The 14391-nt window shown below is 73.3% G+C and carries 14 protein-coding genes; all 14 read left to right on the forward strand.

Features of this window, described 5'->3' with window-relative positions; translation table 11 throughout:
- Positions 1-95 precede the first annotated feature (95 nt).
- A complete protein-coding gene (locus tag BMY61_RS09295) occupies positions 96-371 on the forward strand; it encodes an acyl carrier protein (protein WP_042441857.1) in 276 nt (91 codons plus the stop codon).
- 35 nt (positions 372-406) lie between these two features.
- Positions 407-1210, forward strand: coding sequence for a 3-oxoacyl-ACP reductase FabG (gene fabG, locus BMY61_RS09300; protein WP_042441856.1), 804 nt, complete (start codon positions 407-409; stop codon positions 1208-1210).
- 73 nt (positions 1211-1283) lie between these two features.
- On the forward strand, positions 1284-2228 hold the full coding sequence (locus BMY61_RS09305) for an aromatase/cyclase (protein WP_042441855.1): 945 nt from the start codon (positions 1284-1286) through the stop codon (positions 2226-2228).
- Positions 2229-2230: 2 nt separating this feature from the next.
- Positions 2231-3781, forward strand: coding sequence for an FAD-dependent monooxygenase (locus BMY61_RS09310; RefSeq protein WP_042441854.1), 1551 nt, complete (start codon positions 2231-2233; stop codon positions 3779-3781).
- Positions 3778-5433 (forward strand): NAD(P)/FAD-dependent oxidoreductase, encoded by a 1656-nt coding sequence (locus tag BMY61_RS09315; RefSeq protein ID WP_042441853.1) that lies wholly within the window; start codon positions 3778-3780, stop codon positions 5431-5433. The genes BMY61_RS09310 and BMY61_RS09315 overlap by 4 nt, the downstream gene beginning before the upstream one ends.
- A 30-nt stretch (positions 5434-5463) precedes the next feature.
- Positions 5464-7005, forward strand: a complete 1542-nt coding sequence (locus BMY61_RS09320; protein ID WP_042441852.1) for an FAD-dependent monooxygenase — start codon at positions 5464-5466, stop codon at positions 7003-7005.
- 8 nt (positions 7006-7013) lie between these two features.
- Positions 7014-7943, forward strand: coding sequence for an alpha/beta hydrolase (locus BMY61_RS09325; RefSeq protein WP_042441851.1), 930 nt, complete (start codon positions 7014-7016; stop codon positions 7941-7943).
- The gene (locus BMY61_RS09330; protein ID WP_052438250.1) at positions 7943-8764 is read left to right on the forward strand and encodes a 4'-phosphopantetheinyl transferase family protein; all 822 of its coding nucleotides are present in this window, start codon (positions 7943-7945) and stop codon (positions 8762-8764) included. The genes BMY61_RS09325 and BMY61_RS09330 overlap by 1 nt, the downstream gene beginning before the upstream one ends.
- A 6-nt stretch (positions 8765-8770) precedes the next feature.
- Entirely contained in the window at positions 8771-10444 is a 1674-nt protein-coding gene (locus tag BMY61_RS09335) for an acyl-CoA carboxylase subunit beta (RefSeq protein ID WP_082014651.1), read from the forward strand.
- 12 nt (positions 10445-10456) lie between these two features.
- Positions 10457-10696, forward strand: coding sequence for an acyl-CoA carboxylase epsilon subunit (locus tag BMY61_RS09340; RefSeq protein ID WP_042441849.1), 240 nt, complete (start codon positions 10457-10459; stop codon positions 10694-10696).
- 91 nt (positions 10697-10787) lie between these two features.
- Positions 10788-11267 (forward strand): nuclear transport factor 2 family protein, encoded by a 480-nt coding sequence (locus BMY61_RS09345; protein WP_143094248.1) that lies wholly within the window; start codon positions 10788-10790, stop codon positions 11265-11267.
- Positions 11268-11269: 2 nt separating this feature from the next.
- Entirely contained in the window at positions 11270-11803 is a 534-nt protein-coding gene (locus BMY61_RS09350) for a MarR family winged helix-turn-helix transcriptional regulator (RefSeq protein WP_042441848.1), read from the forward strand.
- A 126-nt stretch (positions 11804-11929) separates the two neighbouring features.
- Entirely contained in the window at positions 11930-13117 is a 1188-nt protein-coding gene (hppD, locus tag BMY61_RS09355; RefSeq protein WP_082014650.1) for a 4-hydroxyphenylpyruvate dioxygenase, read from the forward strand.
- Positions 13118-13131: 14 nt separating this feature from the next.
- Entirely contained in the window at positions 13132-14388 is a 1257-nt protein-coding gene (locus BMY61_RS09360; RefSeq protein ID WP_042441847.1) for an acyltransferase family protein, read from the forward strand.
- The last annotated feature ends 3 nt before the right edge of the window (positions 14389-14391 follow it).

The following is a 14391-nucleotide window of genomic DNA, read 5'->3' on the forward strand; positions in this document are numbered from 1 at the left end:
GACCAGATCGCGCCCCTGGCGTGTCCGCCTCCCCTCGCGGACCGCCGGGGGCGCGGTCGTTTTCCGACCTGCATCGTCCCGAAGGGAAATCACCCATGAGCAGCTCCGCCTTCACCCTCGACGACCTGCGCCGCATCCTGCTCGAGGGCGCCGGTGCCGACGAGGCCGTGGACCTCGACGGCGACATCCTCGACAAGGACTTCGAGGAACTCGGCTACGAGTCGCTGGCCCTGCTGGAGACCGGCGGCCGGATCGAGCGCGAGTACGGCATCCGCCTCGACGACTCGGTGCTGACCGAGGAGCCCACCCCGCGCTCGCTCATCGAGGCCGTCAACACCGCCCTGGCCGCCCAGCGTCCGGCCGCCGCCTGACCGGCGTCCCGAGCGCCCCGCAGGAAGGAGCGAACATGTCGCAGCAGGAGCAGCACGAGCAGCAGAAGGGCCGGGTGGCCCTGGTCACCGGCGCCACCAGCGGCATCGGCCTCGCGGTCGCCCGGCTGCTGGCCGGCACCGGTCACCGTGTCTTCATCGGCGCCCGCAGCGCCGAGACCGTCTGGGCCACGATCAAGCAGTTGCGCGAGGAGGGCCTCGACGTCGACGGCGCCGAGCTGGACGTGCGGTCCGGCGAGTCGGCCACGGCCTTCGTACTCGCCGCCGTCGAGCGGTTCGGTCCGGTGGACGTCCTGGTCAACAACGCCGGCCGCAGCGGCGGCGGGGTCACTGCCGACCTCACCGACGAGCTGTGGGACGACGTCGTCGAGACCAACCTCACCAGCGTCTTCCGGATGACTCGTGAGGTCCTCAACTCCGGTGGGATGCGCCACCGGACGTGGGGCCGGATCGTCAACATCGCCTCCACGGCGGGCAAGCAGGGCGTGATCCTGGGCGCCCCCTACTCCGCGTCCAAGCACGGGGTGGTGGGCTTCACCAAGGCCCTGGGCAACGAGCTGGCCCCGACCGGCATCACCGTCAACGCCGTCTGCCCCGGCTACGTGGAGACCCCGATGGCCCAGCGGGTCCGCCAGGGCTACGCGGCCGCCTACGACACCACCGAGGACGCGATCCTCACCAAGTTCCAGGCCAAGATCCCGCTCGGCCGCTACTCGACGCCCGAGGAGGTGGCCGGTCTGGTCGGCTACCTGGTCTCGGACACGGCGGCGTCCATCACCGCGCAGGCGCTCAACGTCTGCGGCGGGCTCGGCAACTTCTGACCGTTCCGTGGCGCGGGCCGGCCGGAGGACCCGGTCCGGCCCGCGCCACGGTCCTGCCCCGAGGAGGACCGGAATGACCACGTACGACCTGCGTGAAGTCGAGCACGAGATCACCGTCGACGCCCCGGCGGAGAAGGTGTACGCGTTGATCTCGGCGGTGGAGAACTGGCCCCGCGTCTTTCCGCCGACCATCTGGGTGGACAAGCTGGACGAGGAGGGGGCCGAGGAGCGGATCCAGATCTGGGCCACCGCCAACGAGCGGCCCGCCGGCTGGACCTCGCGCCGCCGGCTGGACCCGGAGCAGCTGCGGATCACCTTCCGCCAGGAGGTCTCCACCCCGCCGGTCGCGGCGATGGGCGGCGCCTGGCTGATCGAGCCGCTCCCGCAGGGCGGCACCCGGGTCCGGCTGCTCCACGACTACCGTGCCGTCGACGACGACCCGGCCGGCCTGCGCTGGATCGACGAGGCGGTGGACCGCAACTCCCGCAGCGAACTGGCGGCCCTCAAGCGCAACATCGAGGAGGTCGTCGCGGAGGACGAGCTGACCTTCTCCTTCGAGGACACCGTGCACGTCGCCGGGTCCGCCAAGGACCTCTACGACTTCGTGCTGGAGGCCGACCGCTGGGCCGAGCGGCTGCCGCACGTCGCCTCGGTCACGCTGGAGGAGGTGCAGCCCGGCCTGCAGAGCCTGGAGATGGAGACCCGGGCCAAGGACGGCTCGGTGCACACCACCAAGTCCTACCGCGTCTGCCGGCCGCACCACCGGATCGCCTACAAGCAGGTCACACTGCCCGCGCTGCTGGCCCTGCACACCGGCTACTGGACCTTCACCGAGGTCGAGGGCGGTGCCACGGCCTCCTCGCAGCACACCGTCGTGCTCAGGCGTGAGGCGATCACCACGGTGCTCGGCCCGGACGCCACCGTCGCGCAGGCGCGGCAGTTCGTCCAGGACGCTCTGAGCACCAACAGCCTGGCGACGCTCGGCCACGCCAGGGACTTCGCCGAGGCCCGGGCCTGACCGTGGCCCCGACCAGGTGGGACACCGACGTCGTCGTCGTGGGCGCGGGACCGGTCGGGCTGCTGCTCGCCGGTGAACTGCGCCTCGGCGGCGCCGAGGTGATCGTGTTGGAGCAGTTGGGCGCCCCGACGACCGAGTCGCGGGCGTCCACCCTGCACGCCAGGACCCTGGAACTGCTCGACAGCCGGGGCCTGCTGGAACGTTTCGGCGCCATGCCCCGGGAGTTCCGCGGCCACTTCGGCGGGCTGCCCCTGGACCTGGCCCGGCCCGGCCCCTGGCCCGGTCCGTACCCGGGCCAGTGGAAGGCCGCGCAGACGCTGACTGAGAAGGTCCTCGGCGCCTGGGCCGCCGACCTCGGTGCCCGGGTGCTGCGCGGCCACCGGCTGCGGGCGCTGCGGGCGGACGACACAGGGGTCGAGGCGGTCGCCTCGGCCCATGGCGGCCCGGTGCGCGTGCGGGCCCGCCACCTGGTGGCCTGCGACGGCGAGAACAGCACCGTCCGCCGGCTGCTGGACGCTCCGTTCCCCGGCCAGGACGCCCGGCGTGAGCTGCTGCGGGCCGACGTGGCCGGTCTCGACATCCGCGACCGGCGCTTCGAACGGCTCCCGCAGGGCCTCGCCATCGCCGCCCGCCGCCCCGACGGCGTCACCCGGGTCATGGTGCACCGCTTCGGCGAGCCCTTCCGCACCCGCCCCGGCGCGCCCGACTTCGCCGAGGTCGCCAAGGACTGGCTGGCCGTCACCGGCGAGGACATCTCCGGCGGCGAGCCGCTGTGGGTCAACGCCTTCGGCGACGCCAACCGCCAGTTGGCCCACTACCGGCACGGACGCGTGCTGTTCGCGGGCGACGCCGCCCACGTGCAGATGCCGGCCGGTGGACAGGCGCTCAACCTCGGTCTTCAGGACGCGTTCAACCTCGGGTGGAAGCTCGCCGCGCAGGTCCGCGGCACCGCGCCCGAGGGGCTGCTCGACAGCTACCACGCCGAGCGCCGGCCGGTCGGCCGCCGGGTGCTGGCCGACATCGCCGTCCAGGCCGACCTGCTCATGGGCGGTACCGAGGCCCAGTCGCTGCGCGAGCTGCTCGGCGAACTGCTCACCCTCGGGCCGGTCCAGGAACAGCTGGCGGGCCTGATCAGCGGTGTCGACGTGGACTACGGGCGCGAGACGCCCGACCTGCTGGCCGACGGCGCGTGCGGCCGCCGACTGCCGCCCCTGCCGCTGCACACCGACGCCGGCCCGACCACCACCGCCGCGCTGCAGCGCACCGCCCGCGGTGTGCTGCTGGTGCTCGACGAGGAGGCGGCCCAGGCCGCCGTCCTGCACGCCCGCGCCTGGGCCGACCGCGTCGAGCTGGTCACCGCCCGCGCGGACGCCGACGGGCCGGGTCCGCTCGCCGGGGTCGGCGCCCTGCTGCTCCGCCCGGACGGCCACCTCGCCTGGACCTCGGACGACGGGGACGACCCCCGTCCGGCCCTGCGCCGCTGGTTCGGGGCGCCCGTCACCCCCGCACATCCCCTCCCCGCCGCACCTCGGTCTGTGAAGGACAGTCGATGAACACGAACCTCACCGGCCCCGCGCCGGAGAAAGCGCCGGAGAGCGCGCCGGCCACGTCGCCGGAGAACCGCTACGACGTGGCCGTCCTCGGCGCCGGCATGGCCGGCGGGATGCTCGCCGCGGTGCTCGCCCGACACGGCGTCAAGGTCCTGCTGCTGGACGCCGGCACCCACCCGCGCTTCGCGGTCGGGGAGTCGACCATCCCCTACACCTCGACCATGACGCGGGTCATCGCCGAGCGCTACGACGTGCCCGAGCTGCTGCCGCTGGCCAGCTTCGCCGGGGTGCGCGAGCACGTCGCGCCGATGTCCGGTCGCAAGCAGAACTTCGGCTTCGTCTACCACCGCGAGGGCCACCCGCAGGACCCTGAGCAGATCAACCAGCTCGTGGTGCCCGAGTGGCAGCGCACCGAGACGCACCTGTTCCGCCAGGACGTGGACGCCTACCTCTTCCACCTCGCCGTCCGCCACGGCGCCGAGGCGCGCACCGCCACCAGGATCACGGAGATATCCGTCGACGCCGCCACCGGAGCCGTGCTGCGTTCCGACCGCGGCGAGGAGTTCCACGCCTCCTACGTCGTCGACGGCAGCGGCTTCCGCTCGCCGCTCGCCGACGCGTTCGGCCTGCGCGAGCAGCCCACCCGGGCGCGGCACCACTCCCGTTCGCTGTTCACGCACATGGTCGGGGTCACCCCCTACGACGACGCCCCCTCGGCACGCGGCCACAAGCAGCCCAGCCCCTGGCATGCGGGCACCCTGCACCACGTCTTCGACGGCGGCTGGCTGTGGGTGATCCCCTTCGACAACCACGACGGCGCACTCAGCCCGCTGTGCAGTGTCGGGCTCACCCTGGACGAGCGGGTCTTCCCCAAGGGCGAGGCCGACGCGCAGCAGGAGTTCGACGCGTTCCTGGCGCGGTTCCCGCAGATCGCCGAGCAGTTCCAGGACGCCCGGGCGGTCCGGCCGTGGGTGAGCACCGGCCGCCTCCAGTACTCCGCCAACCGCACCGTGGGCGACCGCTTCTGCCTGACCGCGCACGCCGCCGGATTCATCGACGCGCTCTACTCGCGCGGCCTGACCAACACCATGGAGATCGTCAACGTGCTGGCCTGGCGCCTGATCGAGGCCTCCCGCGACGGGGACTGGTCCACCGAGCGCTTCGCCCACGTCGACCGCCTGCAGCAGGGGCTCTTCGACGTCCACGACGACGTCGTCTACAGCTCCTTCGTCGGCTTCCGCGACTACGAGCTGTGGAACGCCGTGCTGCGGGTCTGGGAGGCGACCAGCATCATGCCGACGATGACGCTGGAGCGCGCCTACCGCAGCTTCCTGCAGTCGCGCGACGACCGCGTCTTCCGTGAGCTGGAGGCCTCGGACACCCCCGGCCTGCCGGCGCCCGTCGGCGCCGACGTCTCGGCGCTGCTCACCTTCACCCGCGAGACCTGCCAGGCGGTCGAGGCCGGGGAGTTGGCGTCCGGCGAGGCCGCGGCCCGGATCCTGGCGCGGGTCGAGGCGGCCGACTTCCTGCCGCGTCCCTTCGCACTGGGCGACCGGGACAACCGCTGCTTCGAGGCGACGCCGGAGCTGATGCAGCGGGCCATGGAGTGGGGTCGCACCGAGGCCCCCGCCCACATCGGCGCACTCTTCGGCTGACGGCCGTCGACTGATCACAGAGGAGGACTGATGGACACGGACGTGATCGTCGTCGGGGCCGGACCCACCGGGCTGATGCTCGCCGGGGAGCTGCGTCTCGGCGGCGCGCGGGTGATCGTGCTGGAGCGACTGACCGAACCGACGGGCCAGTCCCGCGGGCTGGGCTTCACCACGCGGGCCCGCGAGTCGTTCGAGCAGCGCGGTCTGCTGCCGCGGTTCGGAGAGGTCACCAGCAGCCCGCAGGGACACTTCGGCGGCATGCAGTTCGACTACGCGGTGCTGCCGGGAGCCGACTTCGGCGCCCGCGGGATACCGCAGTCGCGCACCGAGGCCGTGCTCGAGAACTGGGCGCTGGAGCTGGGCGCCGAGGTGCGCCGCGGCGTGGAGTTCCTGGACGCGGTCGACCTGGGTGACTCCGTCGAGGTGACCGTGAGCACCAAGGACGGCGTCCGCCGGATGAGCGCCGGCTACCTGGTCGGCTGTGGCGGCGGGCACAGCCCCGTCCGCAAGGCGGTCGGATTCGACTTCCCCGGCAGCGCGCCCTCGCGCGGGATGTACCTCGCGGACGTGTCCGGCTGCCGGATCCGGCCGCGCTTCCTCGGCGAACGCCTACCCGGCGGCATGGTGATGGCGGCGCCGATCGGGCCGGACACGCACCGGATCATCCTGGTCGAGGACGGCGCGCCGCCGGCCGAGCGCGGGCGCGTGCCCGACTTCGTCGACCTGGCCGCCGCCTGGCAGCGGCTGACCGGCGAGGACATCAGCTCCGGGCGGGCGGACTGGGTCGGCACCTTCTCCGACGCCAACCGCCAGGTGATCGAGTACCGGCGCGGCCGCGTCCTGCTGGCCGGCGACGCGGCGCACGTCCACCTCCCGGCCGGCGGCCAGGGGTTGAGCACGGGCGTGCAGGACGCCGTCAACCTGGGCTGGAAGCTGGCCGCCACGGTGCGCGGCTGGGCCCCCGAAGGACTGCTGGACAGCTACCACAGCGAGCGGCACCCCGTCGGGGCCCGGCTGCTGATGAACACGGCGGCCCAAGGGATGCTCTTCGTCGGGCCCCCGCAGTTCGACCCGCTGCGGGAGCTCTTCGGCGAGCTGATGAACTACGAGGACGTGCGGCGGCACCTGGCCGGCGTGGTCAGCGGCGTCGACATCCGCTACGACGTCGGTGACGGCGACAACCCGCTGCTGGGCCGGCGGCTGCCACCGCGCCGCCTGGTCGGCGGCGCGCCCGCGGCCACCACCGCCGAACTGCTGCACCCCGCCCGGGGCCTGCTGCTCGACCTGGGCGACGACCCGCTGCTGCGGGAGGCCGTGGCCCCCTGGGCGGACCGGCTCGACGTGGTGACGACCCGTCCCGAGGCGGAGGGGCCGGACGACGCCTTCGCCTCCAGCGTCGCGCTGCTGGTCCGCCCGGACGGCTACATCGCCTGGACCGACTCGGACCGCGACCGGCTGGAGACGGCACTGACCCGCTGGTTCGGCGCCCCGGCCGCGCCTGGCGTCGCCGGGGTCGGCGGTGCCCCGGCCGCGGTCGGCGCGGGCACCGGCGTGGCGTCCGAGGGGAGGTGAGCGGGCGGATGACCGTCACCACTGAGGCACCCCGCCGGGACGCCGCCGCCGTCGGCACCGTCGCGACCACCCTGGACGCCGCGGGTGTCCCGCTCTCCGCCCTGCTCCAGGAGCCGGACCGGACGCCTCCGCGCGCGGTGATCGTCGCCCTGCACGGCGGCGGCATGCGGGCCGGCTACTTCGACGGGCGGGCGCATCCGGACGTCTCGCTGCTGCGGCTCGGCGCCCGGCTCGGCTACAGCGTGCTGGCGGTGGACCGTCCCGGTTACGGCCGGTCCGCCGCCCGCTTCCCGCAGGGCCGCACCCTGGCGGAGCAGTCGGCGCTGCTGCACGCCGCGCTCGCCGACTTCGCCCGGCGTTACCCGGTCGGTGCGGGCTTCCACCTGCTCGGCCACTCCTACGGCGGCAAGCTCGCCCTGACCGCCGCGGCCGAGGACGGCGACAGCACGACGCCGAGGGTCCTCGGGGTCGACGTCTCCGGGTGCGGGCACCGGTACGCGGACGACGCCGTGGACGCCGGCGGCAGGATCCGGCGGGTGCCGTGGACGTGGAACTGGGGCGCCCTGCGCTTCTACCCGCCCGACACCTTCCGCTCCAGCGCCGCCATCGTCTCCGCCATGCCCGAGCAGGAGGTGGCCGAGGCCGCGCGCTGGCCCCGGCTCTTCCGCGGGATCGCCGCCCGGATACGGGTGCCGGTCCGGTTCACCTTCGCGCAGTCGGAGAGCTGGTGGCGCCACGACGAGGCCGCGACGGCCGAGCTGTCCGCCGCCTTCCCGCGGGCACCCCAGGTGGTGATCGACCGTCAGCCCGACTCCGGCCACAACCTCAGCCTCGGCTGGGCGGCCCGCTCCTACCACCTGCGGGCGCTCGGGTTCTTCGAGCAGTGCCTCGGCGCGCCCGAGATCCAGCTCGCCCAGGCACCCCTGGCCGTGGGCTGATGGGGGCCGCTGCCACGCGTCCGGTCCCGGGCGCCGCGCTGACGCTGCCGACCGTCGGCTCCCAGCTGCACCTGTGGGTGCTCTGGCACGAGTGGCTCGGCGACCGTCCCGAGGAGATGGTGACGGCGGAGCTGAGCGAGCAGGAGCAGCGCCGCGCCGCCGGTTTCGTCCGCGACTACGAACGGCTGACCTACTTGTCGGCGCACATCTCACTGCGCCGGGTGCTCTCCGCCTACACGGGCATCGCGCCCGGAGATCTGCCACTGGCCCGGGAGCCCTGCTCCTGCGGCCACGGCGGCGGCCAGCACGGACGGCCCGTGCTGGCCGGCCCCCGTCCGCTGATCCAGTTCTCGCTCTCGCACAGCCACGGGGTGGTCCTGATCGCCGTCGCCCGCGAGCGCGTCGGCGTCGACGTGCAGCGGGTTCCCTCCGCGCGGACCACCGAGCGGTGCATCCCGGAGCTCCACCCGCGGGAACAGGCGGAGCTGAACGCCCTGCCCGACGAGGACCGCCCGCTCGCCTTCGGCGAGCTCTGGAGCAGGAAGGAGGCCTACCTCAAGGGGCTCGGTTCGGGGCTGACCCGCAGTCCCGCCCTGGACTACCTCGGGCGCCACAACGACGGACCGCAGGGCTGGCAGGTGCGGAACGTGCCGAGCTGTCCGGTGCACGTCGCCGCGGCGGCGCTGCTCTCCCCGGACCCGATGGACGTCGTGGCCCGCCGGCTGCCGACCGAATCCCTCTACGTGGACGACGCCACCCAGCTGATCGCCTCGGAGCGGCGCGTCTGCCCCAACTCGACAACCTCGAGCCATCAGGAGTGAGCGAACATGCCGACAGCGCACACGGGGGCGACCGGACTGGCCGCGAGACCGCTCGGGCACGAGCCGGCGGCGGCACCGGCCTCACCACCTCGGGACCGGCCCGCCGAACACCCCGGTGACGGGGCCGCCGGACACCCTGGCGACCAGGTGCCGGACCTGGAGCGGATCAGGGCCTCGGCCCATGCCGGTCCGGACGAGTCGGCGACCGAACGCCAACACGCCAAGGGCAAGCTGACGGCCAGGGAGCGCATCGGGCTGCTGCTGGACGAGGGCAGCTTCACCGAGATCGAGACGCTGCGCCGGCACCGGGCCACCGGCTTCGGGCTGGAGAAGAAGCGGCCCTACACCGACGGCGTGGTGACCGGCTGGGGCACCGTCTTCGGTCGGACCGTCTTCGTCTACGCGCACGACTTCCGGATCTTCGGCGGCGCACTGGGCGAGGCCCACGCGCAGAAGATCCACAAGTTGATGGACCTCGCGCTGGCCTCGGGCGCACCGCTGGTCTCGCTCAACGACGGCGCCGGCGCCCGGATCCAGGAGGGCGTCAGCGCGCTGGCCGGCTACGGCGGCATCTTCCAGCGCAACACCCGGGCGTCGGGCGTGATCCCGCAGATCTCGGTGATGCTCGGCCCCTGCGCCGGTGGCGCGGCCTACAGTCCCGCGCTGACCGACTTCGTCTTCGCGGTCCGCGGCATCTCGCAGATGTTCATCACCGGCCCCGACGTGGTCCAGGCGGTGACGGGGGAGAAGGTCACCCAGGACGGTCTGGGCGGGGCCGACGTCCACGCCGCCAACTCCGGTGCGGCCCACTTCGTCTACGACGACGAGGAGACCTGCCTGGCGGAGGTGCGCTACCTCCTCTCGCTGCTCCCCTCCAACAACCGCGAGCTGCCCCCGGCCGCCGCCTGCGAGGACCCGGCGGACCGCGGCAACGAGGTGCTGGAACGCGTCGTGCCCGCCAGCGGCAACCAGTCCTACAACATCCGCGAGGTGATCGAGGAACTCGTCGACGACGGCGAGTTCATGGAGGTGCACGCAGCCTGGGCGCCCAACCTCGTCTGCGCACTGGGCCGCCTGGGCGGCCACGTGGTCGGGATCGTGGCGAACCAGCCGGCGGCGATGGCCGGGGTCCTGGACATCAAGGCGAGCGAGAAGGGCGCGCGGTTCGTCCAGTTCTGCGACTCCTTCAACATCCCGCTGGTCACCCTGGTCGACGTCCCCGGCTTCCTGCCCGGCGTGGACCAGGAGCACGAGGGCATCATCCGGCGCGGTGCCAAGCTGCTGTACGCGTACTGCAACGCGACCGTGCCACGGATCTCCGTCGTGCTGCGCAAGGCCTACGGCGGCGCCTACATCGTCATGGACTCCCGCTCGATCGGCGCGGACCTCGCCTACGCCTGGCCCACCAACGAGATCGCGGTGATGGGCGCCGAGGGCGCGGCCAACGTCGTCTTCCGCCGCGAGATCGCCGCCGCGCCGGACGCCGAGGCGATGCGGCGCGAACGGATCGAGCAGTACAAGCGCGAGCTGGTCCACCCCTACTACGCGGCGGAACGCGGACTCATCGACGAGGTGATCAGCCCCGCCGAGACCCGATCGGTGCTGGTCCGCGCGCTGGCGATGCTCGGCCGCAAGGACGCCGCACTGCCCCGCCGCAAGCACGGCAACCCACCCCAGTGAACGGAGTCGACGATGGAAGCCACGAACGAGGCGCCGACACCCGTCGTGCTGCGGGTGGTGCACGGTCGGCCGACCGCTGAGGAGCTGGCCGTGGTCACCGCGGTTCTGCTCGCCCGCGCGGCGGCCGCGGCCGACGCCCGCACGGCGACGGTGCTCTCCCTGATCTCCCGCTCCGACCAGGCCGGCTGGCGCCGGCTGGAGCGGGCGGGTGGCTTCGAAGGCCCCCGCAGCTGGCAGCGTGCGGCCGCGTGACCGTCCCCGGTCGACCCGCGCGCCCGACCGGCCGTCCCACGATCCGACCCCGATCCGACCCCGATCCGACCCACGAGGAGGCTCCGCCACCATGTCGATGACCAACGACGACATCGCCGGGATGCTGTTCACGCAGCTGCGTGAACTCAGCGACCGCGACGAGGTCACGCGGCTCTGCGACCGCTACGTGTTCCACCTGGACCGCGACCGCTACGACGACTCCTGGCTGGGCACCGTCTTCACCGACGACGCCCAGCTCAGCTTTCCCTTCGGTGAGTACCACGGGCTGTCCGGCATAGCCGAGTTCCAGGAGATGACCCGGCGGGTCGAGCGCACCCACCACATCAGCGCCAACCACGTGATCGAGCTGGAGGGCGACAGCGCCCGCGTCCGTGCGCAGCTGACCGCGGTGCACGTGCCCCGCGCCGCCGCGCCGAGCGAGCACTTCGGCATCGGCGGCCACTACCACGCCGACCTGGTCCGCGGCGAACAGGGCTGGCGCATCCGTAAGTTCGTCTTCGAGCTGGCCTGGCAGTCCGGGCACGCGCCGGGGATCGAAGAAGCGGCCTGAGCATGGACGCGCCGGCGACTCCCGCCGATGCCGATGATCCCTCCCCACCCGACATCGGCAGAGCCCTGCGATCCGCGGGGCTGCGGCTCGCGCAGCTCAACCGCCGGATCGGCGTCGCGCTCGGGCTGCGCGACGTCGACATGGACTGCTTCGAGCTGATCACCCGGCTGGGCCCGATGACGCCCGGCGGGCTGGCTCGGGCGGCGTCCCTGCACCCGGCCACGGTCACCGGCATCCTGGACCGCCTGGAGCGCGCCGGATGGGTCGGTCGCACGCGCGATCCGGCCGACCGGCGGCTCGTCCGGATCCAGGCCCTGCCGGAGCGCTACACCGAGGTCTTCACGCTGTTCGCGGGGATGAACGACGCCGTGGAGCGGATCTGCTCCGGGTACCGCGACGATGACCTCCGGCTGATCGCGGACTTCCTGCAGCGGGTGGCGGAGGCCGGCCGCGTAGCCGTCGCCGCCCTCGCCGAACGCCCGGCCGCCCCACGTCCCGCCGAGCGACCGACCGATCGTCCGACCGCGTCCGCCTGACCGCGGCAGCCGCCCGGCCCGCACCGCCGGGCGGCTGCCCGGTCCTGCCCGGTCCTACCCGTTCCCGCCCGTTCCCGCCCGTTCCGGCCCGGAACTCGAACCGGACCGCAACCTGGAGCCACGCCGATGACCGACCTCGCCCTGCCCCGTTCGCTCGACCCCCTCGACCTGTCCCGTCCGCTCGCCCTGGCGAGCGCCCTCTCCCTGGCCGCGGAGGCCTTCCCCGTTCTCGGGGTCGACTCGGTGGAGTTCGCCGTCGGCAACGCCAAACAGGCCGCCCACTACTACTCCAGCGCCTTCGGCCTGCGGCTGGTCGCGTACCGCGGGCCGGAGACCGGCTGCCCCGAGTCCGCCTCCTACGTCCTGGTCAGCGGCCGCATCAGGTTCGTGCTGACCTCGGTGGTCCGCGCCGAGACCGAGCGGGCCGAGTGGCTGGCCGACCACGTCGCCCGCCACGGGGACGGGGTCGTCGACGTCGCCATCGCCGTCCCCGACGCCGCGCGGGCGCACCGGCTGGCCGTCGCCCGGGGCGCCACCAGCCTGCTCGAACCGACCGAACTCGCCGACGAGCGTGGGTCGGTGCGGATGGCGGCCGTCGCCACCTTCGGCGACACCCGCCACAGCCTGGTCGAGCGCGGCGCCTATCCCGGTCGCCACCTGCCCGGCTTCGTCGACCGCGAGCCACTGACCGCGCCGCCCGCCCGGGAGCTGCTGACCGCCGTCGACCACTGCGTCGGCAACGTCGAGCTGGGCCGCATGGAGCACTGGGCCGAGTTCTACCGCCGGGTCTTCGGGTTCCGCGACATGAAGGAGTTCGTCGGCGACGACATCGCGACCGAGTACTCGGCGCTGATGTCCAAGGTGGTCGCGGACGGCGCACTGAACGTCAAGTTCCCCCTGAACGAGCCGGCCGCGGGGCGCCGCAGGTCCCAGATCGACGAGTACCTGGAGTTCTACGGCGGTCCCGGTGTCCAGCACATCGCGCTCGCCACGGACGACATCGTCACCGCGGTGCGCCGGCTGCGCGCCTCCGGCGTGGAGTTCCTGACCACCCCGGGCAGTTACTACGACACCCTCGGCGAGTGGGTCGGGGAGACCAGGGTGGCCGTCGACGAACTGCGGGAACTCGGCATCCTCGCCGACCGCGACGAGGACGGCTACCTGCTGCAGATCTTCACCAAGCCACTCCAGGACCGGCCGACGGTCTTCTTCGAACTGATCGAGCGTCACGGCGCGGAGGGCTTCGGCAAGGGCAATTTCAAGGCGCTGTTCGAGGCGATCGAGCGCGAGCAGGCCCGGCGCGGCAACCTCTGAAGGGAGAGGACCCCATGACGACACCCACCGTTCCACAGGCCCGGAGAGTCGGGCAACTGCCCTCGCTCACCGGGCTGCGATTCCTCTGCGCACTGTCCGTCTTCTTCACCCACGCCTGGTTCGTGGCGGACATCTTCGCCGGTGCCCATGCGCAGCAGGCGGTCAAGGCCGTGCTGCCGCTCGGCATGGTCGGCGTCTCGGTGTTCTTCGTGCTGAGCGGGTTCGTGCTCACCCTGACCGCCCCCGCGCAGGAGTCCGCCCGGCTCTTCTGGCGGCGTCGCGCGGCCAAGATCTACCCCAACCACCTGGTGGTCTGGGCGCTGCTGCTGGTCTTCGTCCTCGCCACCGGCCAGGCCGTGACCGGCGGCAAGGGCGGCGCCTTCCCCTGGCTGCCGGCCCTTTCGAACCTCCTCCTGGTCCACGCCTGGCTGCCCGGGCCCGGCTTCACCGCGGGCCTGAACATCGTCACCTGGTCCCTGTGCGTCGAGGTGTTCTGCTACCTCATGTTCCCCTGGCTGCTGCCGAGGATCCGCAGGATCCCCGCGGCCCGGCTGTGGATCGCCGCCGGGGCCACCGTGCTCGTGGTCTGGTCCGTGGCCGCGATCGCGGCGCAGTTCACCGGCGGCCGCACGGTGCCGGGGGTCGGCGTCAACCAGTGGCAGTTCTGGATCCCCTACTTCTTCCCGCTGGGCCGCCTGCCCGAGTTCGTGCTCGGCATGCTGCTCGCCCGGATCCTGAGGGAGCGTCGGGTGCGCGTGCCCGGCATGGCCCTGTCCGGTCTCGCCGTCGTGCTCGCGCTCGGAGCGGCCCTGCCGGTGCTGCCCTTCGCCTTCCTGCCGGCGGCCGTGACCGTCGTCCCCGTCGGCGCGCTCGTCCTGGCGGCGGCCCGCGCGGACCTGGAGGGCCGGCGCTCCTGGCTGCGGCGCCCAGGCCTGGTGCTGCTGGGCGAGGCCTCTTTCGCCTTCTACGTCGTGCACTGGCCGGTGATCATGGTGGCGCACTGGGCCGTCGGCGGAGGCCGCTGGTCAACGCCGGTCGCCCTGGCCGCCACCGGCGGCTTCTTCGTCCTGGCCCAGCTCGTCGCCCTGGCACTGCACCGCGGCGTGGAACTGCCCGCGATGGCCCGCTTCGCCCGCCCGCGCCCGCGCCCGCACCTTGCGGTGGCGGCGACGGCAGCGGCAACGGCGACGGCGACGGCGACGGCCGGGACGCAGGCAGCGCCCGTCGCCGAGGTCCGGGTGCCGGCCGCCGGCGTCCCGACCCGGAGGTGACCG

This window comes from Streptacidiphilus jiangxiensis (assembly GCF_900109465.1).
In the GTDB taxonomy this organism is placed as follows: domain Bacteria; phylum Actinomycetota; class Actinomycetes; order Streptomycetales; family Streptomycetaceae; genus Streptacidiphilus; species Streptacidiphilus jiangxiensis.